The following is a 26,832-nucleotide window of genomic DNA, read 5'->3' on the forward strand; positions in this document are numbered from 1 at the left end:
TCTGAAACCGCACTCTATTTCTGCATTCCAGGTACTCGCAATGCGTCAGCTGACAACGCGTCGCGTATTCGAGCAACGGAGCTTGCAGTGATCGGCACTCCGGAGTTGCCCCAGGCACCTCGGACAAAGTTCAACACCTGGGCCACCTCATTGTCGCTCAGGCGCCACCCCAGCGGCGGCATGCTGAACGACGTCGGTGCGGCGTGGGTCGAAGGCAATGTCCCGCCTTCAAGCACCAGGCGAATCAACGATTGCGGATCGTCGACATTCAGTACAGGGTTAGCGGCCAATGCAGGAAAGACCTGCGCGTAGCCCTTGCCGTCACTGCGGTGGCAAGCCATGCAGTTATCCGCGTAGAGCCTTGCGCCCAGGGTCGGAGTCAGGCCGTCATGCAGTGCCTGATAGGTGGCAGGGTCCGCAACGTGAGGGCGATCGTCCGGATCGAGCGCTGGCAACTGCTTGAGGTATCGGGCGATCGCCAACCGGTCTTCATCGGTCAGATACTGCAGGCTGTGCACCACCACTTCACTCATACTGCCGAAGACTGCCGCTTTGTCCGTTCGCCCGGTCTTGAAAAAGTCGACCAGCTCAGCCTCGCTCCAGCTTCCCAGGCCGTGTCGATGATCCCCCCTGAGGGTTTTTCCGACCCACCCTTCCTGCGCGTCACCACCTGCGAGAAATGCTTCGCCTTCGCTAGCGCCGAGCGCTTTTTCCTGCAGGCTGAACGCACGCGGCGTATGGCAGGCGCCGCAATGGCCGAGCCCTTCTACCAAGTACGCGCCCCGCGCAAGCACAGGGTCTTGCATCGGCGTGTCAGCAGCAGCCGTGTCGACGCTTGGTGCGAACAGGTTGCGCCACACATGCAGTGGCCAACGCATCGATAGCGGCCAGGGAATGTTCGGGGCCTGAGTAGCTTGGGTCACCGGCGTGACACCGTGCATGAAGTACGCGTACAGCGCCTGCATGTCTTCATCGGACACCCGCGCATACGACGGATAAGGCATCGCCGGATACAGGCTGTAACCGGCCTTGGCGACGCCATGGCGAACAGCCTTGTCAAAGTCCTCGAAACGGTATGTCCCGATACCGGTTTGACGGTCCGGGGTGATGTTGGTGGAGTACACCACGCCAATCGGCGTTGCCATCGGCAGGCCGCCGGCAAACGGCTTGCCATCCTTGGCAGTGTGGCAAGCGACGCAGTCCCCCGCTCGTGCCAGATAACGGCCCTTGGCAACCAAGGGGTCTTCGCCAGCGTGCGCAGGTGTAGCCAACAAACCCGCATAGGCCAGCAATGAGGCGAGGTATTTCATATTTGCGTACCTCATGCTTGCACCATCGGCCCGGGGTTGGGCAGGTAGTGCTCACGGATGTGGTGCGCGGCCCAATAGGTCAAGGCCCCCACCAGACCGGTCGGGTTATAGCCGAAGTTCTGCGGGAATGCCGACGCGCCCGTGACGAACACGTTATGTACGTCCCAGCATTGCAGGAATCGGTTGACGACACTGGAGGCGGGGTCGCTGCCCATTATCGCGCCACCCGTGGTGTGGGTACTCTGATAGACCCGGGTGTCGTAATGACTGCCGGGCTTCTTGGCATTGTTCTCGACGCTGCCACCGAGCACCTCGGCGATACGCTGCGCCTTGTCCACGGTGTACTGGGTCATCTTGAACTCGTTGTCGTGCCAGTCGAAGGTGATGCGCAGCAGCGGCTGGCCGTAGGCATCGCGGTAGGTCGGGTCCAGGCTCAGGTAGCTGTCGCGATAGGCCATGACCGAACCTTGAGCGTTGATGCCCATCAGGCGTTGATAACTGTCCTGGGTCGCGGCTTTCCAGCCCTTGCCCCACTTGGGCGCAGCCTTGGGTGTGGTCGCCTGCCCGATGGGGCGCCCACCGGTGCGGTTGTGACGAATGTTCGCCCCGCCAAGGAAGCCCAGCGGCGCGTGGTCGAAGTTGTCACCGTTGAAGTCGTCGATGGCCTGGCCACCGGCACCGGCGCCAATGAACGGATTGAGTTGCGTGCCCTTGGGCAGCATCACGCTGACACCGCCATTCATCTGGTACGCATAGTTCTTGCCCACCACCCCATCCCCGCTGACCGGGTCATAGGGCTTGCCGATCCCCGACAGCAGCAACAGGCGCACGTTGTGCAGCTGGAAGGCCGTGAGGATCACCAGTTGCGCGGGTTGCTCGACCTCGCGGCCCTGGGCATCGATGTAGGTCACCCCAGTGGCCAGTTTGCCGCTGCTGTCGAGGTTGACCTTGATCACCTGCGCCTGGGTTTTGACCTTGAAATTCGGACGTTTGAGCAGCACCGGCAGGATCGTGGTCTGCGGCGAGCCTTTGGAATACATGTAGCACCCGTAGTTCTCGCAGAACCCGCAGAAGTTGCACGGCCCCATGCGCACACCGTAGGGGTTGGTGTAAGGCTCGGAGGCGTTAGCGGCAGGAATCGGGAACGGCTCGTAGCCCAGTTCGCGTGCGGCCTTGGCGAACAACTGCGCGCCATACACATCTTTCAGCGCTGGCAGTGGAAACTCGCTGCTGCGTGGTGCTTCAAAACGGTTGCCACCCTTGACCACGGTGCCGTTGAGGTTACCGGCCTTGCCAGCGATCCCTGCAACCGCTTCAAAACGGGCAAAGTACGGCTCGAGCTCTTCGTAGCTGACGCCGAAGTCCTGGATCGTCATGCCCTGGGGGATGAAGTGCTTGCCATAACGCTCTTCGTAATGGCTGCGCAGGCGCAGGTCACTCGCCTGGGCGCGCCAGGTCAGGCCGTTCCAGTGAAAGCCCGAGCCACCGACACCGGTGCCGAGCAGGATCGATCCATGCTGGCGGTACGGTACCGCGACACCGCTGATGTTGTGCCGGAACGTGACCGTCTCGCGGGCCAGGTCCTGGTAAAGCTTGCCGCGCACGGTGTACGCCAGTTCGTCGATAACGTTGGGGTAGTTCGCCGTGGTGGGCGTGTCCTGCATCTCGCCGCGCTCAAGGGCCAGTACCTGCAGGCCCGCGTCGGTCATTTCCATGCCCATGATCGAGCCAGTCCAGCCCAGGCCGACCAGCACCACGTCCACCGGGGGATGTTTGATCGCCATGTCTACCCCCTTTGCCCACTGATCGACACCGGCCCCAGCGGATAGCGCTCGCCGGGGTGGTCGATCCAGTCCATGAAGTCGGCACGGGCACCGGGGAAACCGATCATCTTCCACCCCGCCATATCACGATTGCCGCCGTAGACAGGGTCGGCGAAGTAACCTTCGCGGGTGTTGCGCAGCAGCTGATTGAAGAACTGCGAACTGGGCAACGCTTCCAGCGGCACCTCACCCTCTTCCAGCAGGTGCAACACCTGCGCCTGCATCAGGCTGGCGAGCCCGGCAAAAGGTTGGCCGTGGGTTTGCCGGCACCACTGATCGCAGCCGGCAATGCCCAGCCGCAGAATGTCCCGGGGCGCAAGGCGGCCTTGATAGCCGAGCTCCGGCAGCTGATCGGTAATGAACGGACCTTGGCTGTAGAACAACGCGCCGTGGCCGTAGGGCGTGTCCATCTGACGATCGATGAACCCGGGGATGCCACAGGCGATGGCGCCTGGCCCAAGTTCATCGGTGGGGATCAGTCGTTCACAGGCCGCCTGCACGAACGCCCATTCAACGTCTGTGAAGAACCGTGGTCGATAGTCGTCCGGCTGCAGTTGCGGGGTGGCTGGCTGACGAGGTGTATCGCCGAAAGCGGTCGGAACGCCGTGGCTGGCTAGCGTCACCAGCGGGATTAGCGCCAGGCCGCCTTGCAGGAAGCGGCGGCGCGCATTGGGGGTATCGGACATGGGGCTACTCCATGCGGGGCTTGTTGTTCTTATGGGTGCTCAGTCACAGGGGGCAACGCCTGCCCCCTGTGACAGGCTTTAGCGGTCGACGCCGCCGAGGCACACGTACTTGATTTCCAGATAGTCTTCGATGCCGTAGCGCGAACCTTCGCGGCCAAGGCCCGATTGCTTGACGCCTCCGAACGGCGCCATCTCGTTGGCGATTGCCGCAGTGTTGACGCCGACCATGCCGTATTCGAGGTCTTCGCTGACGCGCAGCACGCGGCCGATATCGCGGCTGTAGAAGTAGCTGGCCAGGCCGAACTCCGTGGCGTTGGCCAGCTCGACCACCTCGTCCTCGCTGGAGAAGCGGAACAGTGGCGCCAGTGGCCCGAACGTTTCCTCGTGGGCCACTTTCATCTGCGCCGTAACTTCAGTGAGCACGGTCGGCTCGAAGAAGCTGCCACCCAGCGCGTGGCGTTGGCCACCTGCGATCAGCCGTGCGCCTTTCTCAAGGGCATCACTGATGTGCTCTTCGACCTTGCGCACGGCGTTCTCATCGATCATCGGGCCTTGGGTCACACCGGCCTCTACACCATTACCCAGGCGCAGGCCCGAGGCAGCAGCGGCGAGCTTCTCGGCAAACCGTTCGTAGATACCGTCCTGCACATAGATACGGTTGGCGCAGACGCAGGTCTGCCCGGCATTGCGGAACTTCGACAGCATCGCGCCTTCCACGGCCAGGTCGAGGTCGGCGTCATCGAAGACAATGAACGGCGCGTTGCCGCCCAGTTCCATGGACACCTTCTTCACGGTCTCGGCGCATTGCCCAATCAGCCGCTTGCCCACCGGCGTGGAGCCGGTGAAGCTGAACTTGCGCACCAGCGGGTGGCCGGTCAGCACGCTGCCGATCTGGGTCGCGCTGCCGGTGACCACACTGAACACGCCAGCGGGGATACCGGCGCGTTCGGCCAGAGCCGCCAGGGCCAGGGCCGACAGTGGTGTCTGGCTGGCTGGGCGCAGCACCATCGGGCAACCGGCGGCCAGGGCCGGGGCCACCTTGCGGGTAATCATCGCGTGGGGGAAGTTCCACGGCGTGATGGCCGCCGTGACGCCGATCGGCTCCTTGGTGACGATGATGCGCTTGTCTGCCGAGGGCTGCGGGATGGTGTCGCCGTAGACGCGCTTGGCTTCCTCGGCAAACCACTGCACGAAGGACATGCCGTTGCCCAATTCGCCACGGGCTTCGGCCAGTGGCTTGCCTTGTTCGGCGGTCAGCAGGCGGGCGAGGTCCTCCTGATTTTCGAGCATGAGCGCGTACCAGCGCTGCAGCAGCTCGGCGCGCTCCTTGGCGGTCTTGCGCTTCCACGGTTTGAAGGCACGGTGCGCAGCCAGCACCGCGCGTTCGGCTTCGGCGGCGCCCATTTGCGGAATGCGCGCCAGTTCTTCGCCGGTGGCAGGGTTGGTGACAGCAAAGGTTTCGCCGGAATCGGCACTCACCCAGAGGCCGTCGATGAACGCCTGTTGTTTGAGCAAAGAAGGGTCTTTGAGTTCGAGCATCGGTCAGTTGTCCTGGGCAGGTTCAGTGGATGGGTGGCTCGGGCACGGCTTCGCCGGCCTGCAGGAAATCGAAGTCGCAGCCTTCATTGGCCTGGGTCACGTGCTGCTGGTAGAGCGCAGCGAAGGAGCGACCGTAGGTCTTGTGCTGCGGCACATGCCCAGCACGGCGGCGGGCCAGCTCGTCGTCACTGACGCGCATGTTCAGCGTGCCGGCGGCGACGTCCAGGTCGATGATGTCGCCTGTGCGCACCAGTGCCAGCGGCCCGCCAACGGCGGCTTCGGGCGCCACGTGCAGGACGCAACTGCCATAGTGGGTGCCGCTCATGCGCGAGTCGGAGATGCGCAGCAGGTCACGCACCCCGGCCTCCAGCAGGCGTTTGGGGATCGGCAGGTTGCCCCACTCGGGCATGCCCGGCGCGCCTACGGGACCGGCGTTACGCAGAATCAGCACGGTGTCCGCAGTGACCTCCAGGGCCGGGTCGTCGATCATCCGGCTGAGGGTCTCATGGTCATCGAAGACCAGTGCCGGGCCGCTGTGGCGGCGCAGGCGCGGGTCGGCCGCGGAGGACTTCATGACCGCGCCATCGGGGCACAGGTTGCCGCGCAGCAGCGCCAGGGTCGCGCCTTGCTCGAGGCTGACCACCGGGTTGTCGAGGGGGCGAATGATGTCATCGTCGTAGCACGGTGCATCGGCCAGCAGGCTGTCCCAGCTCTGGCCGGTGGCACCTTCGCATTCCAGGTGCAGGTGCGGTTCGATCTTGCGCATCAGTGCGCGCAGGCCGCCGGCGAAATGGTAGTCCTCCATCAGCGCCGTGCCGGACGGGAACAGGTTGAGCAGCACCGGGATCTTCGCGGCCGCCGCTGCCAGCTGGTCGAGGGTCAGGTCGATGCCGGCGCGCCGGGCAATGGCGATCAGGTGGATCGCCGCGTTGGTCGAGCCGCCCATGGCCATGTACACCGCCACGCCGTTGGCGACATGCTTGTCGGTCAACCAGGTCGAGGGACGGCGGTCGCGCCAGACCAGGTCGACGATGACCGAACCACACTGCGAGGCCATCCGCGGGTGCGCACCGTCAGCGGCGGGAATGCTCGATGCACCGGGCAAGGTAAAGCCCATTGCGTCGGCGATGCTGGTCATGGTCGAGGCCGTACCGACGGTGTTGCAGGTGCCGATCGAGCGGGTCATGGCGCCTTCGAGCTCTTCCCAGGCGACCGTGTCGATCAGCCCCAGGCGGCGTTCATCCCAGTACTTCTTGGTGTGGGTGCCAGCGCCGGTCTTGACGCCGCGCCATTGGCCGTTGGACATCGGCCCGGCCGGACAGTAGATCACCGGCAGGTCCATGCTCAGTGCCCCCATCAGCAAACCCGGGGTGGACTTGTCGCAGCCACCCAGCAGCACGGCGCCGTCGATCGGCAACGAGCGCAGCAACTCTTCGGCCTCCATCGCCAGCAGGTTGCGATAGAGCATGGTGGTCGGCTTGACCATCACCTCGCCCACCGACTGCACCGGCAACTCCACCGGAAAGCCGCCCGCTGCCCAGACACCGCGCTTGACCGCTTCGGCACGTTCACGCAGGTGCGAATGGCAGGGCGACATCTCGCTCCAGGTATTGAGGATGGCAATCACCGGCTTGCCCATGAACTCTTCACGGCGCAGGCCGATCTGCTGCAGACGCTGACGGTGGGCGAACGCACGGATGGTGTCTGGAGCAAACCACCGCTGGCTGCGCAGTTCTTCGATTTTCTTGTGTTTTTCGGACATGAGCTAAGCCTTTGAACAAGGGCGCGACGAAAAATCGTAGCGCTGCGAAATTCTCTTTAAGGAGCATACTCAGATCGATTTCGTAGCGCTACGATTTTTTTCCCTGAAGAAGTGCCCTGACGCCAATCAGGCTGGATTACTGAATCGACAACCCTGCATCGACAACGAAGTTCTGGCCGGTGCAGCCACGGCTGTCGTCGCTGGCCAGGAACAGCGCCAGGCGCGCGCAGTCGCTGGCATCCAGGCGGAACTTGAGCATCTGCTGGTCGATGAAGGCCTGGCTGGCCGCCTCCAGGCCAGCGTGGTCGGCGGCCCACATGGCATCCTGGCGCTCGGTGCGGATGGCGCCCGGTACCAGGCTGTTGACCCGGATGCCCTGCCCGCCCAGTTCACGTGCCAGGGTACGGGTCATGCCGTTCAGCGCCGCTTTGGCGGTGGTGTAGCAGACCATCCCGGGGCGCCCGCGCATCCAGGAGATCGACCCCATGTTGATGATTGCCCCGCTGCCGCGACGCGCCATGCCGGGCGCAACCGCCTGGGCCGCGAAGAAGGCGTGGCGCAGGTTGGTCTGCATGCGCTCGTCCCAGTACTCGACGCTGATATCGGCCAAGGCATGACGGTCATCGCGGGCGGCGTTGTTGATCAGCACATCGACGGCGCCCCAGGTACGCTCCACTTCTGCCACGCAGGCCTGCAACCGCTCGATGTCGCGTACATCGCAAGGCAGGAACAGCGAGTTGGCCCCCAGCGCCTGCGCCAGCCCTTGCCCCGCTTCGGCATCGAGATCGAGAAAGGCCACGCGGCTGCCCTGAGCAACGAAGGCTTCGACAAAGGCGCGGCCAATGCCTGAAGCACCTCCGCTGATGAGGACCACCTTGTCGGCGAGGCTTGGATATTGCGTATCGGTATGACGGTTCATGATAGGAAGCTCGTGAATGCGTGGGAAAGGTTCAGCCTGCGAACAGCGGTTCCGCGCAGCCGGGCACATTGACCCGGGTGGCGAACACACAGCCGGACAACGGCCAGTCGGCGAGTTCTTCGGCACTGCGGTTTTCGCGGGAACTGGTGATGTACAGCGTGCGCAGGTCCTCACCGCCGAAGGCGACCATCGTCGGCCAACGCGTCGGCAGCTGGATTTCGTCCAGCACCTGCCCGTCAGGGCTCAGGCGCAACACCCGGCCGCCGTCGAACTGCGCGCTCCAGTAACAACCGGCGCTGTCAAAAGCCGCGCCATCAGGACGCCCGCCGCTGCCCCGCGCAAACTCGCGCAGCAGTTGCCGTGGGCCGGGCTGGCCATCCTCATCCAGTGGGTAGCGGTAAAGCACATGGTTCGGCGTGTCGCTGTGGTAGGCCCACGCGCGGTCCGGGCTGAAGGCCAGGCCGTTGGACACCATCACATCGCCCGCCATGACCTGGGCGCGATGCTCGGCATCGACCCGCAGCAGTTGCCCGCCATTACGGTCACGCGGCTGCCACAACGTGCCGGCCCAGAAGCGCCCCCAGGGGTCGACGCGGCCATCGTTGAAACGGCTGTACTCGGCGCCCGTCGGGTTCTCGGCCAGGCGCTCGCCCAGCTGCCCCTGGGCATCGAGCAGGTAGATACCACTGCGCAGCGCGACAATGAAGCCGCCTTGCTCGCGCAGGCCGAAACAGCCGAGTTCCTCGGGCAATTGCAGTGTGCTCACGCTGCCATCGCGAGGGTCAAGGCGATGCAGCCGCCCGGCCAGGATATCGGCCCAGTACAGGACCTGTTCACGGACCGACCAGACCGGGCACTCGCCCAGCTCCGACGGCTGCCGGACCACACAGTTCAACGTTTCATTCATGCAGGGTTCTCCAGGTTGCCGCTGGCAGGCAGCAAGCGCAACTCACGTTCGATCGACGCCCCCGGCGCCAGCCAGACCAGGCCGTGCGCCGTGGGCTCAGGGAAGTTGATGGCATTGTTCAGGTGGCTGACCGGCTCGACCGCGATGAAATCCGCAGGCGCTGGCGGCGTGAACACCACCAGGTGCCCAAGCCCTGGGCCGGCCTGCAGGCGCAGGCCGACCTGAGCGTCGGGCCAATACAGGCTGGCGCGAGCATCCCAGCCCTCGAAGCAGTTATCCAGGCCCACTGCACCTGCCGCGCGGGGCTGGCTGAAGTCCCAGGCCTCGGGCAGCGCCGTACGCTTGAGCGGCAGGCCATCCGGCCCGGCCTGCCAGACCTGCGCGGCGCTAAAGCCCAGCTGCAGTTCACCCTGGCGCTCGAAGTACGGGTGCCAGCCAAGCCCTGCCGGCATCGGCTGCTCACCCAGGTTGGTGAGCCCCAGGTGCAGGTACAGCCCCTCCTCGCTCAGGACGAGGCTCTGCCAGGCAACGAAATCCCACGGCCAATCCTCGGCATCGATGCCGCAGGCGGTGTGACGCAAGCTCAGCCTGCAGCTTTGCGGCGAGTGGCCATCGACCTGCCATGCCCGCTGCCAGCCAAGGCCGTGCAGCGGGTGCGGATGGTCGCCGAAGTTGCCGCGCAGTTGCTGCGCTTGGCCGTTGGCGCTAAAGCGCCCGTGGGCGATCCGGTTGGAGTACGGCACCAGCGGATAGCAGGCGCTGCGCCGCACGCTGTCGCTGCCGTCCCAAGGGCGCAACAGCTCGAAGCGGCCCAGGCGCAGGTAACCCAGCGCGCCGCCAAGGCTTGGCAACACCCCGGCACTCAAGGCACCGCAGGTGAGTTTCAGCAGCGGGTGCACGGTGTGATTCATCGGTATCAAGACTCAGAAGCTCCAGGGAATACCCAAGGTGCCTGCCCAAGGGTCATAGCCGGCCGCCACGCTCGGGTGATCTTCGCAGAGCAGCGAGAAACCCTGGGTGGAGTGGCTGTTGTTGTTGATGTGGGACACATAGGTATACAGCTGGGTATTAGGGTTGAACGAGTAGATGTAGCCGGCATGAGCCGCCCAGGCCCGGGCGCCGGCTGCGCCGATACGCTGAGAAACGCCGAAGGTCAGGTCATTGTGCTCGTCGAGGACGATCCTGGCATTGACCATCTTCGCCGAGGCGAACCAGCGTGCGTCGGTATCACGCTCGGTATACATGTAGTTGGCGCCCCAGATCACACCGCCCCACTGGTAGTTGCCCGACACCACGTGGGTCGTCTGGGTATACAGCTCGCTGCTGGTTTCGGTGGGGGCCGACTCATGGCGGTTGAAGCCATAACCCAGCTTGGTGAAGCCATTGCGATAGCGCACGTTGAAGCCACTGGTGCGATTCTGATTGGGGCCGTTTTCGATGCTGGAATTGCCGTAGGAGTAACCCAGCTCGGTGGAAAACCCGTTCACTTCAGGCGAGCGGTAACGCACCGTGGTGTCGTAGAAACCGCCGGTGCCGCTTTTGCCCAATACCGCGGTGTGCTCCAGGCTCATGATCGCCGCCATGTTCGACAACCCGTACAAGGCCACGTCCGAATCCAGGAACACCCAGTAGATTGGCATGTACAGGCTCCCCATGGCCACCGAGCCGAACGGGCCACTCACGCCCGCGCCATAGCCACGGTTGGTCGAGACCTGCCCGCCCTTCCAGATCCTGCGCAGTACCAGCCCGCGCTCGCCAAACGCCTGCAGGGCGTAACCGCTGTCGCCCAGGGCATAGTCAAGCTTTACCCCGAAGCGCGAGGCCTGCAGGTTGCCGTCCGAGACCATGGTGTGGTCGGGGGCGGTCTTGCTGAACGAGCCCGTCTGCACGTTCAGATCGAGAATACCGTAGGGGTTGATGCTGAGGTTGCCGGCCTTCCACACGATCGGCTCGGCATGACTGGGCAGCGCGCAGACGCTGGCCAGCAGGGTGAAGCCAAGGACACGTTGATTCTTGTTATTCATGTCAGCAGCGCTCTTTCATGGCCGCAGTGGGCCGACGCGCCTGCCAAGGCAGGCGCGCATTGGGACAAATCCAGGTAGCCGTGCCGGATCAGAGCACGGTCAGGCTCTCGAACAAGGCTTGCCAGCGGCTGCCCACCCGGCTGAACACCGGCGGTTGCCCCAGTGGCGCCGCCACCTCGACACGCTGGCCGCCCTCGAAGCGCTCGCTGCTCCACCAGTGCTGCCAGGTCTCGCCAGCCGGCAGGTAGACGCTCCAGTGCGTTTTACCCTCGGCATGCACGGGGGCCACCAACAGATCGCGCCCATACAGGTACTGGTCCTGGACGCCATAGCAGCCGGTGTCCTGTTCGTGATGCAGGAACAGTGGCCGCTGCAATGGCAGGCCGCTGGCCTGGGCTTCATCCATCAGGCTTTCGACATAGGGTTTCATGCCGGCGAACAGCCGAGTCATGCGGGCAAAGTGCGCTAGGGTGGCCGGGTCTTGCCAGAACTGCAGGTTCTGGTCCGGGCGGTTGCCTTCGTGCGTGCGCATCACCGGGGTGAACGCCGCCATTTCCGCCCAGCGCTGGAACAGCTCGGCGGTACGGCAGTTGCCATAAAGGCTGGTGTAGCCACCGATATCACTGTGGTGATAGGCATTGCCCAGCAGGCCTGAAGACAATGCGCCACAGATCACTGTCTGCAGGCCATCGTGGCGGCTGAAATCGACCGACTGGTCACCCGCCCAGAGCAACGGGCAGTGCGCCTGCACCCCGCTGTACCCGGCGCGCATGAAGAACAGCGCATCCCCCGTGCGCCCAGCCGCGGCAATGGCGCGGGCATTGACCTCGGCCCAGCGCACCGGCCAGGCATTGTGTTCGAGCATGGGGTCGGCACCGCCGGCCAGCTTGACATCGATCGGCAGGTACTCGCCAAAGTCCGCCATCCAGCCTGACAGCCCCTTGTCGAGCATTTCCTGACCGATGATCCGGGTTTCGAACCACTGCGCCGCCGCCGGCAGGGTGAAATCGACCACCCCACAGAGGAACTCGCCGAAGTCGACCAGGTAGGTAGCGCCCTCGGCAGTGGTGGCCAGGTAGCCAGCTGCCTGGGCTTCGGCAAACAGTGGACCGTCATTGCACAGGTAAGGGTTCACGTAGCCGAGGAAACGCAATCCGCGCTCATGCAGGCTGCCGACCCAGGCCTGGTGGTCCGGGTAGCGCTCGGCGTTCCACTGCCAGTCCCAGAACAAGCGCTTGCCGAACGAGGTGATGCGCAACCCTTCCCAGTCTTCGCACCACAGTGCGCTGACTTTCGCACCCTCTTCGAGCGCGGTCTTCAGGTGCTGCTCCGCATGCTCTCGGCCGTTCTTCAGGCCGAGGATCGCCCCGTCGAGCACCCACTCCGGCAGCCGTGGCTGGCGGCCGAAATAGCGGCTCAACGCACCGACCAGATCGATGTAGCTGTCGCCGACGAAGAATTCCAGCGCCTCCGGTATCGCCCACACCTGCAGCTCGTGGAAATCGCCCTGGCGGAAATCGAAATCGGCATAGGCGCAGGTGACCAGGTGCGCGCAATAGCGGCGCGAGGACATGAATGTCGGTTGCGGGTAATTGGTGTGGTAGTAGTCACCACCGGCATTGGCTTCGTTGTCGGCCTGCAAGGTCAGCCAGGTCGATTTGTCCCGGCCTACGCCCGGCTCGGAAGTCCACAGCGGGAAGTTGCGTCCGCGCAGGTTCAGATAGGACATCTGCTCGCCGCAGCCCCAGACCTGCTCATCCGCTTCGGCCGGCAGACGCAGCCACAGGCGGTTGCAACCTGGCTGCGGCGCCTGCATGAGCAGGCGCACGCGCTCGCCCTGGCAGTCCAGGCGCAGGGTCAGCAGCAGCGGCCCCTCGGCCCAGGCGCGCAGCTCGATCAGACCCGCCTGCGCATCGAGCCGGGCGTGGCGCAGGGCAACCCGCTCCTGCACGTAGTCACGGATGCGGAAATTGCCGCGCTGCATTTCAATATCGGCCTCGCCATAGCCGGCAAACACCGCCGGCTGCAGCGGGCTGTGGCACCACAGCAGGCGCCCGTCCACTTCCAGGCGGATCTGCTCACCTGCCTGGTGCAGGTTCACGTTCTGGGGGATGGATACGCTATTCATCGTGGGTTGGTCTCATAGTCAGGCAGGGCATGGGTGACAGTCAGGTGTCGAAAACGGCGGCGGCACAGGGCAGCGCCGGCAAAGGCCAGCAGCCAGGTCAGCGCCAGCAGCGGCAGGTAGAGGCCGGAAGGTCCGCCGACACGGGCGACCCCCAGCGGTGAGAAGGTCAGGTAGATGGAAACCAGGGCTGCGAACAGCACCACACTGAAACTGCCGGCATGTCGCCATGGGGTAAGGTCCACGGTGCGCGCAGGGGTCGGCGAGACATACGGGGTAGCGCGGTCGAAGTGCTTGCGCAGCAGCACCAGCAAGGCCATCTCGATGGCGAACATGATGCCCATGACATGGATGAAGCTGATGCCCAGGCGTGTGTCGATCTTCAGCCCCAGCACCAGCACCGCGTAGCACACCGCATGCAGGCCAAGCACCAGTTTCGCCGGTGTCGCACCGCCACGGGCGCTGAAGAAACCGAACAGCATGATGGCAATGATCGGCATGTTGAAGAAGCCGGTGAAGCGGCGCAGTACCGCATAGATGCCTTCCGGGGTGTACATCAGCATCGGTGCCACCACCAGCGACACCAGTGCCGCAATCACACTGACGCGTTTGCCGAAGCGCACCAGCGCCTCGTCCGAGGCCATGGGCCGGATCGACTTGTAGAAGTCATAGGTCAGCAGCGTGGCCGTGCCATTGATGATCGCGTTGAAATGGCTCATCACGGTGCCGAAGATCACCGCCACGAAGAACCCTTTCATCCACCAGGGCATCAGCGCCGCGACCAGTGCCGGATAGGCCAGGTCCGAGTTGGCCAGTGGCTGGTCGCGGAACAGGTGCCAGGCGATCACCCCAGGCATCAGCATGGCCAGCGGCACCAGCAGCTTCAGGCAACCCGACAGCAGCACGCCCTTCTGGCCCTCGGCCAGGTTTCGGGCGGCCATGCTCTTCTGCACGATGGCCTGGTTGGTGCACCAGTAGAACAGGTTGGCGAAGATCATCCCGGTGAACACCGCGCCGAACGGCACCTTGTCTTCACTGCCGCCAATGGCGTTGAGCTTCTGTGGGTTGTCGTGCAACAGGGTCTGAGCACCGGACAACACGTCACCCTGCCCCAGCGTCCACAGGCCGATGATCGGAATCAGTATCACCACCACCAGCAAGCCGATGCCGTTGATGGTGTCTGACACCGCCACCGCCCGCAGCCCGCCCAGCACCGCATAGGCGGCGCCGATCACCCCGGTTGCGACGATCAGCAGGCTGATGGTGGCCGGGTAGGACCAGCCGAGAATGCCCTGCAGGTCGAAGATCTGGTTGAAGGTGATCGCCCCCAGGTACAGCGAGGCCGGGTTGAGCACCAAGGTGTAGGTGGCAACCATCAGCGCGCTGACCACCCGGCGCGTGGTGCGGTCGTAACGCTTCTCGATGAACTCCGGCAGGGTCGAAAAGCCGCCGCGCAGGTAGCGTGGCAGGAAGAACAGGGCCAGGGCGATCGTCGAAACGGCAGCAGTCGCTTCCCAAGCCATGGAACTTAGGTTGTGGGCGTAAGAGTCACCATTGAGGCCGACCAGTTGGTCGATCGACAGGTTGGTCAGCATCATCGAGCCGGCAATGAACCAGCCATTGAGGCCGCCGCTCGCCATGAAGTAACCATGGGCGCCGACGTCCTTGGCCTGGCGGGTGAACCGATAGGAGATCACTGCAACCAGCACAGTGAAAAACAGCATGCTCAGGAAGGTAAAAAGGGAAGTGCTCATTTTTATATTTGTTCTCCAACGCGGGTTGGGCAGCGTTGCAACGGCAAAATCGCAGCGCTGCAAAATTACCCGATGAGCTTATCGCAGGCAAAATCGTAGCGCTACGATTTTATTCGAAATGACACACTGATTTTCGAAAACGAACACCTGTGGGTCAACGAGGCGCTTTTGCGATTGACTTGGCATCGCCGCGCTCGCATGCTTTTGCCTTCGAAAAATGAGGTGGCGATGAGCGACAGATCAGACAGCGAAATCAGCATCGGCGAAGCACGCCGCCCCCGAGCCAGCCGGGTGACCATGGGTGTGGTTGCTGAACAGGCCAAGGTGTCCCCCAGCACGGTTTCGCTGTTTCTGCGTGATCCCGAAGCGGTCTCCAGCAAACGTGCAGAGCGAATCCGCCAGGCCATCGCCGACACCGGCTACACCATCAACCGTCTGGCCGGCGCACTGGCAGGCAACCACAGCCGGACAGTCGCCGTGATCGTGCCCTCGATGGTCAACGCGTTCTTCTCGGAAACCCTCAGCGCCATGCAGGAAGTGTTCGAGAGCCGTGGCTACCAGCTGCTGATCGGCAACAGCGACTACGACCCGGAACGTGAGCTGGAACTGCTGCGCGCCCACTTGTCCTGGTCGCCGTCGGCCCTGGTCGTCACCGGCAGTGACCACACTGCCGCCCGCCCGCTGCTCGAAGCCACCGGCATTCCGGTGGCACAGATGTGGGAGCTGGGCAACGACCCGTTCCACCTGCAAGTCGGCTTCTACCACGAGGCCGTCGGCGCGGCCCTGGCCGAGCACTTGTATGCCCAGGGGTTGGAGCGTTTCGTCTATGTCGGCACGCGCATGCACCTCGACCACCGCGCCCGTCAGCGTGCCGAAGGGTTCACTGCGTGGCTGGCCGACAAGGGGCAGACCGCGCAAGTGATCGCGCTGGAACAGAACACCTCGCAGGCCGAGCTCAGCGAAGTGTTCGATGAAATCGCCCGCCACGGCGACGGGCCACAAGGGCTGTGCTGCTCGAACGATGTGCTGGCCATCGCGGCACTGTTCGAAGCCCAGCGCCGCGGCATTGCCGTGCCGGAACAACTGGCGATCGCCGGCTTTGGCGACCTGCCACTGAGCAAGCTCAGCGCGCCGCGCCTGACCACCGTACGCCCCTACCCTGCCGAGATCGGGCGGACCGTGGCCAGCCAGCTATTGACCTGGATTGAAGCGGGCACCCTCCCCGATCAACCCCAGGTCGTTGACCTGGGCTTCGAGTTGGTCGTGCGCGAGAGCAGTGTGCGCCAGTAACAGGCGCACGCAGTACCACCAGCCAGGCTAAGCGGCCACCAGCACCTTGCCGATCAGGCTCGCGCCTGCCAGCAGCAACAGGCCGAACACCGCCAGGCGCAGCACCCGCGGTGAAATGGCCAACGGGTGGCGGCGCATCCACCAGGTCAGCAGGAACACGATCGGCAATGCCTCCAGTGCGAGGTAGCCCGCCTGCAGCTCGAACCGGTGTGTCGCCACCACCACGCTCAGGCGCATCAAGGCATTGACCGCGAACACCACGATCAGCGTGTCGCGGATGACCTGCACGGCCAGTGGCTGGCGATAGAGCTGGTAGACCAACGGCGGCCCGGCGCTGGAAAACAGCCCGCCCATCACCCCGGAAACACTGGCATAAAAGGCGAAACCAACCCGCCCCGACATCTGCTGGCGACCTTGGGACTGCAGCACCAGCATGAAGCTGCAGACGATGATGGTGATGCCGAGGATGATCTCCAGCAGGTCTCGCTCATGCGTACCCAGCAATGACAGCAACTGCACGCCTCCCACGACGCCCACCAGGCTGCAGGCCAGCACCAGCAGTACGAGGCGGCGCGGCAGCTCCGGCCACTTGCGCACCATGACCAGCGCGTTGGCCAGTGTCAGAATCGAGCTCACGTTCGCCACGGTTTCCATGGGCGCCAGGCCTAACATGCCCGTCAGCCCCAGCAACAACAGGCCGAAAGCAAAGCCGGTGGCGTTCTGGGCAAAGGTGGCGACGACGACACACAACATGAAACCAAAATGCTGCCACAGCTCCATCACTGCGCGCCCTCACGCACCGGGTGCAGCACCCGGCCGGTGGCAAACAGCGCTGCCAGGTTGGCAAGCACCCTGTCGGCCATGGCCTGACGTGTTTCCTGGGTGCCACTGGCCACATGCGGCGACAGCACAACCGTATCCAGTTCACGCAAGGCGGCAGGCACGTGCGGCTCATCCGCAAACACGTCCAGTGCCGCCCCGGCAATCCGGCCGTTGCTCAGCGCCTCGATCAGGGCAGGCTGATCCACTACCGAGCCCCGCGCCACGTTGACCAGCATCCCATTGGCGCCCAGTGCCTCCAGCACCTGCTGGTTGACCAGCCCGTCGGTGGCAGTGCCACCGGGCACAGCCAGCACCAGGAAATCACTGCGCTCGGCCAGTGCCAGCAACGACTCGTGGTAGGCGTATGCCAGCTGCGGCTTTGGCCTACGGCTCGAATAGCTCACCTGCATGCCAAAGGCGCTGGCACGCCGGGCAATGGCCTGGCCGATCGGCCCCATGCCAAGGATGCCGCACCTTTTGCCGCCCAGCGCGGTGGTCAGACCAAAGCGCTCTGCACCCCAGCGCCCGGCTCTGACGAAGCGGTCAGCCACCACCACTTGCCGGGCGACGGCCAGCAGCAGGGCCATGGCGGCGTCGGCCACGCAATCGTTGAGCACATCCGGTGTGTTACTGACCTGGATACCCCGGGCGCTGGCTGCTTTCAGGTCGACGGCGTCGGTACCCACACCGAAGCAGACGATGGCGCGCAAGGCCGGTAACTGCTCGATCAGGTTCGCGCTGGCACCGTGCACTCCCGTGGTCACCACCGCCTGCACGTGTGCGCCCTGCTCGGCCAGCAGCGCGGCAGGCGAATCGCAGCGCCACAGATCCAGTAGCCGATAGTGCTGCTCAAGCTGTGACTGCAAGGCAGGCAGCAGTGGGCCAACGGTCAGCACCCACGGTCTTGCATCAGACATCACGATTCTCTCTCTTGCCAGGTATAGCTGCGGTCAGTTCAAGGCGACGCAGCGGGCCGACCACCACCAGGTAACTGAACATCGCCAGCAGCGCATTGGCCGCAACGAACACCAGTGCCATGTTGAACGAACCGGTGGCCTGCACGATGAAGCCAATGATGATGGGGGTGGTGATGCCACCGATGTTGCCGAAGGTGTTGAACAGCCCGGCCGTCACCCCTCCGGCCTGCCGTGGCGCGGCGTCGGCCATGACCGCCCAGCCCAGTGAGGCGAAGCCTTTGCCGAAGAAGGCGAACGCCATGATCGCAATGACCATCCAGGGCAAGGACACGTAGTTGCAGATGATCATGCTGGTGGAGGCCAGCAGCCCGACGATGATCGGCACCTTGCGCGCCAGGCTCAATGAGCCGGTCTTGCGCATGATGCCGTCGGAACAGAGGCCGCCAAGCAGGTTGCCGACGAAACCGCAGATCGCCGGGATCGAGGCCAGGAAGCCGGCCTGCAAGATCGACATGCCGCGCTCCTGCACCAGGTAGATCGGGAACCAGGTGGTGAAGAAATAGGTAATGGTGGAGAAGCAGTAGTGGCCGATGTAGATCCCCACCATCATCCGGCTGGTCAGCAACCCCTTGAGGATCGCAGGCAGTTTCAGTGCGCCGTCGGCTTTGCGCTGCTTGCCGAGGTGGGCATCCATGTCGACCACCGCACCGCCTTCACGCAGGTAGTCCAGCTCGGCCTGATTAATACGCGGGTGTTCCAGGGGCGAATGCACCTTGCGTACCCAGACCCAGGCCATGATGAACCCCAGCACGCCCATCATCAGGTACACCGAACGCCAGCCATAGGCGTGGATCAGCCAGCCGCTGATCGGCGCGAACAGCACGATCGCGAAATACTGGCCGGAGTTGAAGATCGACGAAGCCGTGCCCCGCTCACTGGCCGGGAACCATGAGGCGACCATCCGGCTGTTGCCCGGTGCCGCAGGCGCTTCGGCCAGGCCCACCAGAAAGCGCAGGGCAAAGAATGCCGTCACCACCAGGCTGACGTTCGAGCCGCCGTTGAACGCCTGGACCAACGTCAGCAGCGACCAGCAGAAAATGCTGACGGCATAGGTGCGCTTGGAACCGTAGCGGTCCAGCAGCCAGCCACCGGGTAACTGGCCCAGCACATAGGCCCAGGCGAACGCCGAGAATATCCAGCCCATCTGCACCGGGCTGAGCGCGAACTCCCCCTGGATGGCGGAGCCGGTGATCGACAGGATGCCGCGGTCGCCGTAGTTCAGCGTCGACACGAGGAACAGGATGAGAATGATCCAGTAGCGCGTGCGTGAAGGCGTCGCTGTTGCCGCGGTGCTGGCCGCGACGTGGCCGGAAATGGGTGCCTGATTCATCGAGAGTCCTTCCGGCGCGCGATGGCGCCGGTTTGTTGTTCTTGTAGGGATGCTCAATCGGCTACCGCAACACGGAGGTAGCCTGCGCTGGGTGCAACGGTAGCGGTCAGTAGGCTGTCGCTACCGCTTCGGGCGCCTGGCGGCCTTTCAGGGCGACCAGCAGTTCATTGGCCTTGCTCATCATCATCGCCATATCCGAGGCCACGGCGGCGAAGGCGTAGCCCTGCTCCAGGTAGCTGCCGACCAGCTCCGGCGTGCCGCCGACGATGCCGATGGGCATGCCGATGGCTTTGCAGCGCACGATCGCATCGCTGATCATGGCCTGGATATCAGGGTGCGCCGGGTTGCCGATATGGCCACAGACACTGGACAGGTCACCTGGGCCGAGGAACAGCGCATCGACACCCGGCACGGCTGCGATTTCCTCGAGGTTGGCCAACGCGGTGGCGGTCTCGATCTGCAGGATGCAGCACACCGAATCATTGGCCTGCTGGCCATAGCCCTTCCAGGTGCCGTAGCGGCTGGCGCGGTGCACGGCTGCGAAGCCGCGGGTACCCATCGGTGGATACTTGACCGCGCTGACTGCTGCTCTGGCCTGCTCGGCATTCTCCACGAAGGGCACCATCACATTGGTCGACCCCAGGTCCAGTGCGCGCTTGAGCAGCACCGGATCATTGGCGGCCACTCGCACGATCGGCTGCGCACCGGTGTATTGGATGGCCTGCAGGATGTGCCAGAGGTCGCGGAACTCGATCGGTACGTGCTCCATGTCCACGAGCAGCCAGTCGAAGCCTGCGTAACCCAGCGCTTCTGCCGTGCTGGGCGATGCAGACATGAGCCACGTACCGAGCGGTGCAGATTGGCGTTTCAGCAGAGGGGTGAAGGTGGGGGGCGTGACAGCAGTGGACATGGCGACCTCCTGAGGGTTGATCAACCAGCGCTACGAAGCAAAATCGTAGCGCTACGATTTTTCCAGAGAGCCTACTGGATTATTAATCGCAGCGCTACGATTTTATCCGCTTGGCTCCTCTGAACCCGTGTCAGACGCCCGAAATTTGGAGGGCCAGAGGTCAGTACGAGCCAGCCGGAACCTGTCACTCGCCTTCACAGTCAATGTTCACAGATAACGGTGAGCATCGGCTTTGCCTGATAGCGGGGCTTGCCATTGCCAATCACGCATTTGGCTTGTCCGAGGTATCGTGCTTGAACACAAAGCCCCTCCCCTCACAACGGCGCGCTCTGGACTGGCTGAACTTCTTCTTGGCCGACGTGCGCGACGGGCTCGGCCCTTACCTGGCCATCTACCTGCTTGCCGTGCACCATTGGCAACCGGCCGAAATCGGCCTGGTGATGAGCCTGGCGGGCATCACGGCATTGCTGGCGCAAACGCCAGCCGGAGCGCTGATCGACAGCACCAAGGCCAAGCGCGCAGTGGTGGTCGCCGCCGCCCTGCTGGTGACCGGTAGTTGCCTGCTACTGCCGTGGCTATCGTCATTCGCTGCAGTGGCCATTACGCAGGCGGTCGGTGCCCTGGCGGGTTCGGTATTCGCGCCGGCAATCGCCGCCATCTCGCTGGGCATCAGCGGCCCCAAGGCATTCACACGCCGAGTGGGCCGCAACGAAACGTTCAACCACGCCGGCAATGCCTGCTCGGCCTTGCTGGCAGGAGGGTTGGCCTACCTGTTCGGCCCGGTGGTGGTGTTCTACCTGATGGCCTTCATGACCGTGGCCAGCATCGTGGCCGTGGCCCAGTTAGACGCCGCAGCCATCGACCACCAGTTGGCACGTGGCCTCGACCACGGCCCCGGAGGTGATGACCACCCTGCCGGGTTGAAGCTGCTGCTGCACAACCGCACCCTGCTGGTATTCGCCGTGTGTTGCGCGCTGTTCCATCTGGCCAACGCGGCGATGCTACCGCTGGTAAGCCAGAAGCTGTCGCAGATTGATCTGCGCCTCGCCACGCCGCTCACCTCTGCCTGCATCGTCGCGGCGCAGTTGGTGATGGTGCCGATGGCGTTGCTGGTAGGGGCCAAGGCCGAGCATTGGGGACGCAAGCCGTTCCTGCTGGCCGGCTTTCTCATCCTGCCGCTGCGAGGTGTGCTTTACATGGTTTCCGACAACCCGTTCTGGCTGGTGGGTGTGCAACTGCTCGACGGCATCGGCGCGGGCATTTTCGGTGCGTTGTTCCCGATCGTGGTCAAGGACTTGACCGAAGGTACCGGACGATTCAATGTCAGCCTAGGCGCGCTGACGACGGTATTCGGGGTGGGTGCTGCGTTGAGCCCTGGGATTGCCGGGCTGGTAGTCCAGAACGCTGGCTACGATACGGCATTCCTGACCCTGGCGGCCATTGCCGGGGCCGCCTTCATACTGGTGCTGGTAGCGCTTCCGGAAACCCTCCCAGGCGCTTCGCCGTCGCCCTCGTCTACGCCTAAGCCCAAGCCTGCTGGACACTGAACACCCCATGCCTGTCAGCGAAAATGCATCGATCATCTGGGCCGTCGCGGCCCGGGAAGCGGTGAAACTCATTCTGTTAAATTTCTGAGCCTTAACCCTACTTGTGCCTGATCAGCAGAAAACCAAGACTGACCATGTAAGGATTATTCCTTACCGTTCAATCTGTATATCCGGGAGAACGCTCATGCCTGCCATCCACGAAATCGCCACGTTGAGCTCAAAGGGGCAGGTCACACTGCCCAAATCCGCTCGCCAGCTTTTGGGCATTGACGCTGGTGGCAAGATTGCATTCGACGTACGTGGGGGTGAAATCGTGGTCAGCCGCGTAGAAACCACCCACGAAGACCCTGCCATCGGAGCGTTCCTGGGTTTGCTGGAGGCTGATATCCGAGGAGGCCGCAACCTCACCACTTTGCCGAAAGGCTTGGCGCAAACCATGCTCGCCAACGCAAATCACTGCGTAAACCTCGATGAAGATATCGATGGTGAGGTCGCGATCTGATGCTGCGACATGACTGGACACTGTTGTTCCATGAAGGCGTGACTTTACAGCTACGCAAATTGCAAGAAGCCGCCGCCCGGGCCGAGCAGAACGACCTGCAAGGTTTTGAGAGCAACGCCAACGCGGGCATTGAGCCATCTGATCATGGAGGCTGTGCCTGCCGACCCAGGCCGTGATGAGTTCCGCCAAGGCAACACGCTGGGCACCGCCTACAGACATTGGCGCCGCGCAAAAATCGGCAGGCGCTTTCGGCTGTTCTTTCGCTACGACTCAAGGTCCAAGGTCATCGTCTATGCATGGGTCAACGACGAAAATACCTTAGGTACAACCAAGGCCCGGGTGTGGCGCAAATGGGAAACCCTGTACAACCCGCAGAATAACGCGTCTTCTGCCCCCTCAAGGAATTGCTCATGCTGTATGTAGTCATGCTCGGTGGCCGCCACCCACGGGCCAGTATCGAGGTACACGATGTGCTGTTCGCGCAGGCAGATTCCCTGCAGCAAGCGTACCCGCAATTGCGCGAAGGCTGGTTCGGCAGCCGTGCAGGCCTGCACATCGACTCGTGGCTGGAAGTTGACGGTATCGATCACTACCGTGTCACGTTCAGCCAGCTGGCCCCAGGCCCGGATGACCCGCGGCTGTTCTTCATCAACCTGGGCGGCTACGAGCCGCAGGTATTTGGCGAGGCGCACCGCTACCTGCTGATAGTGGCGAGGGACAAGGCCCAGGCCAAGCAACTGGGCAAGCAACGCATGCAGGCAGGCTGGCGCAAGCCGCATACCGATGCAGTACTGGAAGTTGACGATTGCCTGCCAGTCGACCTGGTGGGCGGGCACTATGTGCACTTGATCGAAGGTGAACATGGCGGGTCGCGTCAATACAGCGACTATATCCTGCTCTGAGGTTCGCACACCGCGCTAACGGCTGCCAGCTCGTGGAGCGGCACTGAACTGAGAGGATCATTTTTTTACGCCTTTTTTACGACCAGACGGTTTACCTGAATGGATACTGATCGCGCGATGCTCAGGGATGGCATGCGCATCTATTCGACCGTGCAGAGAAACAGTTCGTGACCCAGACCGCCATCGCAGCAAACCACCCCCATCCCAGCAAAACTACCGGCATCGGCATGCTCGTCGCCGCCGTCGGTGTGGTCTACGGCGACATCGGCACCAGCCCGCTGTACACCCTCAAAGAAGTATTCGCAGGCCATTACGGCGTACAGGCCAACACCGCCGGGGTGCTTGGCGTGCTGTCGCTGGTGTTCTGGTCGCTGATCTGGGTGGTTTCACTCAAGTACGTGCTGTTCATCCTGCGGGCCGACAACCAGGGTGAGGGGGGCATCATGGCCCTGACCGCGCTGGCGCACCGTGCTGCGGCGCCCTACAAGCGGCTTGGCCAGATACTGGTGCTGCTCGGTCTGTTCGGCGCCGCGCTGTTCTATGGCGACAGCATGATCACACCGGCAATCTCGGTGTTGTCGGCTGTAGAGGGGTTACAGCTCGCCTTTGACGGCATCGAGCACTGGGTCGTGCCGCTGTCAGTGGTGGTGCTGGTGGCGCTGTTCCTGATCCAGAAGCACGGCACCGCACGGATAGGCATCCTGTTCGGGCCGGTGATGGTGCTTTGGTTTGTGGTTCTCGGTGCGTTGGGCATCTATGGCATCGTGCAGCGGCCCGAGGTGCTGCAAGCGCTGAACCCGATTTGGGCGGTGAAGTTTTTCTTGCTTCATCCAGGTATGGGCGTCGCCATCCTTGGCGCGGTGGTACTGGCGCTCACGGGTGCTGAGGCGTTGTATGCAGACATGGGGCACTTTGGCCGCAAACCCATCGCACGCGCCTGGTTCATGCTGGTACTGCCCGGGCTGGTGCTCAACTACTTCGGCCAAGGCGCGCTTATCCTTGGCAATCCGCAAGCCGTCCGCAACCCGTTCTACCTGCTTGCACCTGAGTGGGCACTGCTACCCATGGTAGGGCTGGCCACCCTGGCCACCATCATCGCCTCCCAGGCGGTCATTTCCGGCGCGTTCTCCCTGACGCGCCAGGCCATTCAGCTGGGCTATGTGCCGCGTATGTTCATTCAGCACACGTCCAGCGAGGAGCAAGGGCAGATTTACATCGGCATGGTGAACTGGGCGCTGATGGTCGGCGTAGTGCTGCTGGTAATCGGCTTCGAGTCATCCGGCGCGCTGGCGGCGGCCTACGGCGTTGCGGTAACCGGCACCATGCTGATTACCACCTTGCTGGCCTCGGCGGTGGTCCTGCTGCTGTGGAAGACGCCACGCTGGCTGGCGATTCCTGCATTGCTCATGTTCCTGCTGGTGGACAGCCTGTATTTTGCCGCCAACGCCCCGAAGATCCTCCAGGGCGGTGCATTCCCGGTGATCGCGGGCGTGGCACTTTTCATATTGATGACCACCTGGAAGCGGGGGCGTCGGATGATCGTCGAGCGGCTGGACGAGAGTTCACTGCCACTGGATCTGTTCATCGCCAGCCTGCAGGCTCAGCCGCCGCACCGGGTGAGCGGTACGGCAGTTTTCCTTTCTGCCCGGCCCGAAGCTGTCCCCCACGCGCTGCTGCATAACCTGCTGCACAACCAGGTGCTGCATGAGCAGGTGGTCTTGTTGACCGTGGTCTTTGAGGATGAGCCACGGGTCAGCGCTGGCCAGCGCTGTGAGGTCGAGGCATTTGGTGGGGGATTCTTCCGCATGAACCTGCACTTCGGCTTCATGGAGGAACCCAACGTGCCGCTGGCGTTGAGCCGATGCCAGCAAGCTGAACTCCAGTTCGGCCCTATGCAAACGACTTATTTCCTGAGCCGTGAGACCGTCATCGCAGGCAAGCAGATGGGCATGGCGCGCTGGCGAGAGCACCTGTTCGCATTCCTGCTCAAGAATGCCAACAGCAATCTCAAGTACTTCCAGCTGCCGCTTAACCGAGTGATCGAGCTTGGCACTCAGGTCGAGATGTGAGATGCCTGCCTCAGCCATGACGCCATACGTACTCTACGACAAAGCGAAGGCAACGGGGCAAGCCCCTGGCTCAAACGTCAAGGGCACCGCGATGCAAGGCGTTCAGCATGCGCGCGGCGTCAGCGCCTCCCTCGTCCAGCAGGCATAGCGGGATTCCGCCCAGGACGGGTTGCGAATCGGCCAGCCCCTCGCCTATCAAGGCCAGCGGGCATGCGATTTCCATCTGCAACGAGCGCAAGCGCTTGGCCAAGGCCGGGCTCACCGGCGCCTGGACTTTTATCACCAGTGCCGCAGGCTGCATGGCCGCACACACGATGGGGAGCTCTTCAAGTGGCTGCCCGCAACCGAGCACGTCGATGCGCTGTAGCTCGCTGCTCAACAGGAGCCCGGCGCACAACACACTGAGTTCGGCTTGCCCCTCGCTACCGGCCAGCAAAACCTGCGGCGCGTCGACCTGGTTCATCTGCAGACGCAGCAACAAGCGGGCGCGCAAGAACGTGTCGAGAAACAACCATTGGCTACGCTGGCCGGGCGCTGTGCCTGAAGCCAGGTCATGCCACACTGGCATCAGCACTTCACGCAGCACGGTGGCCTTGGGCAGGAGTGTGAACAACTGACCATGGATCCCCTCCAGCGCCGGCCGATCGAATGCCTTGGTTGCACGCGCAACGGCCGCGCGCCAATCGTCAAAGGCCGAATGCTGCTGCACTGAAGCCTCAGGCTGGGCGGCGAGCAGATCACCGACCTTGCTGACGGACAGGCCGTTTGCCGTCCAGCGCAAGATGTCGCGTATGCGCTGAACATCCCGCGCCGTGTACAGGCGGTGGCCACCCTCGGTACGCTGCGGGCGTATCAACCCGTGGCGCCGCTCCCAGGCACGCAGGGTCACCGGATTGATGCCGGTCAAGCTGACAACATCGCGCATAGGTAGCAAATCGGGTGGGGTAGCGTCTGTCATAACGAGGGGATATCCGAGTGGTAGGCCATTCTAAACCCATATGCACCTTCTGCGGCGAGCCGCCTTGGTTCATCATGCAACAAACAGCGCCGATACCTTCTGCACAGAAGCTACGCTGCGCATATCGCATATGAAACGCCAGTAGGTGGGCCCTATGATCACCGCGAAACTCCTGCAACTGATGGTCGAGCATTCCAACGATGGCATCGTCGTCGCCGAGCAGGAAGGCACTGAAAGCATCCTGATTTACGTCAACCCCGCTTTCGAGCGCCTCACGGGCTATCGCGCCGACGATATCCTCTATCAGGACTGCCGTTTTCTTCAGGGCGAGGACCATGACCAGGAAGGACTGGCAAACATCCGCGAGGCGATCCGTGAAGGCCGCCCCTGCTGCCAGGTGCTGCGCAACTACCGCAAGGACGGGAGCCTGTTCTGGAATGAGTTGTCCATCACGCCCGTGTACAACGAAGCGGACCAGCTGACGTACTACATCGGCATTCAGCGTGACGTCACAGCGCAGATATTCGCCGAAGAAAAGGTACGCGAGCTGGAGGCTGAAGTGGCTGAACTACGCGGGCAACTGGGCCAGACCGAGGGCTGACAAAAACCTGTACAAGATTTTCTAGCTGTATAGATTAATGCTTGAGTTTCAGCTATACCTGTACAACAAACCCAT

22 protein-coding genes and 1 pseudogene are annotated in these 26,832 nt (G+C 63.2%); 7 read left to right on the plus strand and 16 right to left on the minus strand.

Annotated features, from left to right (window positions below):
• Positions 1-14 precede the first annotated feature (14 nt).
• The 11 genes from J3A71_RS17450 to J3A71_RS17500 form a co-directional block, all read right to left on the minus strand.
• Positions 15-1,310, minus strand: coding sequence for a cytochrome c (locus J3A71_RS17450; protein WP_096425985.1), 1,296 nt, complete (start codon positions 1,308-1,310; stop codon positions 15-17).
• Positions 1,311-1,321: 11 nt separating this feature from the next.
• On the minus strand, positions 1,322-3,094 hold the full coding sequence (locus J3A71_RS17455) for a GMC family oxidoreductase (RefSeq protein WP_060516664.1): 1,773 nt from the start codon (positions 3,092-3,094) through the stop codon (positions 1,322-1,324).
• Between the two features lie 2 nt (positions 3,095-3,096).
• Positions 3,097-3,819 carry a gluconate 2-dehydrogenase subunit 3 family protein gene (locus tag J3A71_RS17460; protein WP_060516667.1) on the minus strand — a complete coding sequence of 241 codons (723 nt, stop codon included), beginning with the start codon at positions 3,817-3,819 and terminating at the stop codon, positions 3,097-3,099.
• Between the two features lie 78 nt (positions 3,820-3,897).
• Positions 3,898-5,358 (minus strand): 3-sulfolactaldehyde dehydrogenase, encoded by a 1,461-nt coding sequence (locus J3A71_RS17465; RefSeq protein WP_016486307.1) that lies wholly within the window; start codon positions 5,356-5,358, stop codon positions 3,898-3,900.
• A 22-nt stretch (positions 5,359-5,380) separates the two neighbouring features.
• Positions 5,381-7,120: a 6-deoxy-6-sulfo-D-gluconate dehydratase gene (locus J3A71_RS17470; RefSeq protein WP_070086332.1), complete on the minus strand. Its 1,740-nt coding sequence runs from the start codon at positions 7,118-7,120 to the stop codon at positions 5,381-5,383.
• 136 nt (positions 7,121-7,256) lie between these two features.
• A complete protein-coding gene (locus tag J3A71_RS17475) occupies positions 7,257-8,039 on the minus strand; it encodes a sulfoquinovose 1-dehydrogenase (RefSeq protein ID WP_096425984.1) in 783 nt (260 codons plus the stop codon).
• A gap of 31 nt (positions 8,040-8,070) precedes the next feature.
• Positions 8,071-8,946, minus strand: a complete 876-nt coding sequence (locus J3A71_RS17480; RefSeq protein ID WP_016486304.1) for a 6-deoxy-6-sulfogluconolactonase — start codon at positions 8,944-8,946, stop codon at positions 8,071-8,073.
• Positions 8,943-9,857, minus strand: coding sequence for an aldose 1-epimerase (locus J3A71_RS17485; RefSeq protein WP_016486303.1), 915 nt, complete (start codon positions 9,855-9,857; stop codon positions 8,943-8,945). The genes J3A71_RS17480 and J3A71_RS17485 overlap by 4 nt, the downstream gene beginning before the upstream one ends.
• Before the next feature lie 12 nt (positions 9,858-9,869).
• Positions 9,870-10,970 (minus strand): porin, encoded by a 1,101-nt coding sequence (locus J3A71_RS17490; protein WP_209953069.1) that lies wholly within the window; start codon positions 10,968-10,970, stop codon positions 9,870-9,872.
• Positions 10,971-11,058: 88 nt separating this feature from the next.
• Positions 11,059-13,098 (minus strand): alpha-glucosidase, encoded by a 2,040-nt coding sequence (locus tag J3A71_RS17495; protein WP_070086333.1) that lies wholly within the window; start codon positions 13,096-13,098, stop codon positions 11,059-11,061.
• Positions 13,095-14,849: a solute:sodium symporter family transporter gene (locus tag J3A71_RS17500; RefSeq protein ID WP_031312052.1), complete on the minus strand. Its 1,755-nt coding sequence runs from the start codon at positions 14,847-14,849 to the stop codon at positions 13,095-13,097. The genes J3A71_RS17495 and J3A71_RS17500 overlap by 4 nt, the downstream gene beginning before the upstream one ends.
• A 228-nt stretch (positions 14,850-15,077) precedes the next feature.
• On the opposite strand from J3A71_RS17500, the gene J3A71_RS17505 reads away from it, so the two are divergent.
• Entirely contained in the window at positions 15,078-16,139 is a 1,062-nt protein-coding gene (locus J3A71_RS17505) for a LacI family DNA-binding transcriptional regulator (protein ID WP_016486299.1), read from the plus strand.
• Positions 16,140-16,166: 27 nt separating this feature from the next.
• Here J3A71_RS17505 and J3A71_RS17510 read toward each other — a convergent pair whose 3' ends face one another.
• The 4 genes from J3A71_RS17510 to J3A71_RS17525 all read right to left on the minus strand — a co-directional run bounded on the left by J3A71_RS17510 (position 16,167) and on the right by J3A71_RS17525 (position 20,142).
• On the minus strand, positions 16,167-16,919 hold the full coding sequence (locus J3A71_RS17510) for a TSUP family transporter (protein WP_016486298.1): 753 nt from the start codon (positions 16,917-16,919) through the stop codon (positions 16,167-16,169).
• Positions 16,919-17,878, minus strand: coding sequence for a 2-hydroxyacid dehydrogenase (locus J3A71_RS17515; RefSeq protein WP_016486297.1), 960 nt, complete (start codon positions 17,876-17,878; stop codon positions 16,919-16,921). The genes J3A71_RS17510 and J3A71_RS17515 overlap by 1 nt, the downstream gene beginning before the upstream one ends.
• Entirely contained in the window at positions 17,871-19,268 is a 1,398-nt protein-coding gene (locus tag J3A71_RS17520) for an MFS transporter (protein WP_095114978.1), read from the minus strand. The genes J3A71_RS17515 and J3A71_RS17520 overlap by 8 nt, the downstream gene beginning before the upstream one ends.
• Positions 19,269-19,374: 106 nt before the next feature.
• Positions 19,375-20,142, minus strand: a complete 768-nt coding sequence (locus tag J3A71_RS17525) for a 2-dehydro-3,6-dideoxy-6-sulfogluconate aldolase (protein ID WP_033731983.1) — start codon at positions 20,140-20,142, stop codon at positions 19,375-19,377.
• Positions 20,143-20,381: 239 nt separating this feature from the next.
• Between J3A71_RS17525 and J3A71_RS17530 the strand changes: the two genes are divergently transcribed.
• The 5 genes and pseudogenes from J3A71_RS17530 to J3A71_RS17550 all read left to right on the plus strand — a co-directional run bounded on the left by J3A71_RS17530 (position 20,382) and on the right by J3A71_RS17550 (position 25,198).
• A complete protein-coding gene (locus J3A71_RS17530) occupies positions 20,382-21,725 on the plus strand; it encodes an MFS transporter (RefSeq protein ID WP_231995328.1) in 1,344 nt (447 codons plus the stop codon).
• 184 nt (positions 21,726-21,909) lie between these two features.
• Complete coding sequence (locus J3A71_RS17535; RefSeq protein ID WP_096425982.1) at positions 21,910-22,227, plus strand: type II toxin-antitoxin system PrlF family antitoxin; 318 nt, start codon at positions 21,910-21,912, stop codon at positions 22,225-22,227.
• Positions 22,227-22,650, plus strand: a pseudogene (locus J3A71_RS17540) (type II toxin-antitoxin system YhaV family toxin). Before J3A71_RS17535 ends, J3A71_RS17540 begins: the two are co-directional and overlap by 1 nt.
• Positions 22,638-23,129: a DUF1543 domain-containing protein gene (locus J3A71_RS17545; RefSeq protein ID WP_060516681.1), complete on the plus strand. Its 492-nt coding sequence runs from the start codon at positions 22,638-22,640 to the stop codon at positions 23,127-23,129. The pseudogene J3A71_RS17540 and the gene J3A71_RS17545 overlap by 13 nt, the downstream one beginning before the upstream one ends.
• A 227-nt stretch (positions 23,130-23,356) precedes the next feature.
• A complete protein-coding gene (locus J3A71_RS17550; protein ID WP_049870375.1) occupies positions 23,357-25,198 on the plus strand; it encodes a potassium transporter Kup in 1,842 nt (613 codons plus the stop codon).
• Positions 25,199-25,268: 70 nt separating this feature from the next.
• Here the strand turns inward: J3A71_RS17550 and J3A71_RS17555 are convergent, their stop codons facing one another.
• Complete coding sequence (locus tag J3A71_RS17555; RefSeq protein ID WP_096425981.1) at positions 25,269-26,156, minus strand: MerR family transcriptional regulator; 888 nt, start codon at positions 26,154-26,156, stop codon at positions 25,269-25,271.
• A 154-nt stretch (positions 26,157-26,310) separates the two neighbouring features.
• Here J3A71_RS17555 and J3A71_RS17560 point away from each other — a divergent pair, with 154 nt between their 5' ends.
• A complete protein-coding gene (locus tag J3A71_RS17560) occupies positions 26,311-26,757 on the plus strand; it encodes a PAS domain S-box protein (protein ID WP_016486288.1) in 447 nt (148 codons plus the stop codon).
• The last annotated feature ends 75 nt before the right edge of the window (positions 26,758-26,832 follow it).

The sequence above is a fragment of the Pseudomonas sp. PvP089 genome (assembly GCF_017875165.1).
Lineage (GTDB): Bacteria > Pseudomonadota > Gammaproteobacteria > Pseudomonadales > Pseudomonadaceae > Aquipseudomonas > Aquipseudomonas fortuita.

Coding starts and splice junctions, on each gene's coding strand:
- J3A71_RS17450 (WP_096425985.1), bottom strand. CDS start 1,310: ATGAAATACCTCGCCTCATTGCTGGCCTATGCGGGTTTGTTGGCTACA.
- J3A71_RS17455 (WP_060516664.1), bottom strand. CDS start 3,094: ATGGCGATCAAACATCCCCCGGTGGACGTGGTGCTGGTCGGCCTGGGC.
- J3A71_RS17460 (WP_060516667.1), bottom strand. CDS start 3,819: ATGTCCGATACCCCCAATGCGCGCCGCCGCTTCCTGCAAGGCGGCCTG.
- J3A71_RS17465 (WP_016486307.1), bottom strand. CDS start 5,358: ATGCTCGAACTCAAAGACCCTTCTTTGCTCAAACAACAGGCGTTCATC.
- J3A71_RS17470 (WP_070086332.1), bottom strand. CDS start 7,120: ATGTCCGAAAAACACAAGAAAATCGAAGAACTGCGCAGCCAGCGGTGG.
- J3A71_RS17475 (WP_096425984.1), bottom strand. CDS start 8,039: ATGAACCGTCATACCGATACGCAATATCCAAGCCTCGCCGACAAGGTG.
- J3A71_RS17480 (WP_016486304.1), bottom strand. CDS start 8,946: ATGAATGAAACGTTGAACTGTGTGGTCCGGCAGCCGTCGGAGCTGGGC.
- J3A71_RS17485 (WP_016486303.1), bottom strand. CDS start 9,857: ATGAATCACACCGTGCACCCGCTGCTGAAACTCACCTGCGGTGCCTTG.
- J3A71_RS17490 (WP_209953069.1), bottom strand. CDS start 10,970: ATGAATAACAAGAATCAACGTGTCCTTGGCTTCACCCTGCTGGCCAGC.
- J3A71_RS17495 (WP_070086333.1), bottom strand. CDS start 13,098: ATGAATAGCGTATCCATCCCCCAGAACGTGAACCTGCACCAGGCAGGT.
- J3A71_RS17500 (WP_031312052.1), bottom strand. CDS start 14,849: ATGAGCACTTCCCTTTTTACCTTCCTGAGCATGCTGTTTTTCACTGTG.
- J3A71_RS17505 (WP_016486299.1), top strand. CDS start 15,078: ATGAGCGACAGATCAGACAGCGAAATCAGCATCGGCGAAGCACGCCGC.
- J3A71_RS17510 (WP_016486298.1), bottom strand. CDS start 16,919: ATGGAGCTGTGGCAGCATTTTGGTTTCATGTTGTGTGTCGTCGTCGCC.
- J3A71_RS17515 (WP_016486297.1), bottom strand. CDS start 17,878: ATGTCTGATGCAAGACCGTGGGTGCTGACCGTTGGCCCACTGCTGCCT.
- J3A71_RS17520 (WP_095114978.1), bottom strand. CDS start 19,268: ATGAATCAGGCACCCATTTCCGGCCACGTCGCGGCCAGCACCGCGGCA.
- J3A71_RS17530 (WP_231995328.1), top strand. CDS start 20,382: ATGTTCACAGATAACGGTGAGCATCGGCTTTGCCTGATAGCGGGGCTT.
- J3A71_RS17535 (WP_096425982.1), top strand. CDS start 21,910: ATGCCTGCCATCCACGAAATCGCCACGTTGAGCTCAAAGGGGCAGGTC.
- J3A71_RS17545 (WP_060516681.1), top strand. CDS start 22,638: ATGCTGTATGTAGTCATGCTCGGTGGCCGCCACCCACGGGCCAGTATC.
- J3A71_RS17550 (WP_049870375.1), top strand. CDS start 23,357: ATGCTCGTCGCCGCCGTCGGTGTGGTCTACGGCGACATCGGCACCAGC.
- J3A71_RS17555 (WP_096425981.1), bottom strand. CDS start 26,156: ATGACAGACGCTACCCCACCCGATTTGCTACCTATGCGCGATGTTGTC.
- J3A71_RS17560 (WP_016486288.1), top strand. CDS start 26,311: ATGATCACCGCGAAACTCCTGCAACTGATGGTCGAGCATTCCAACGAT.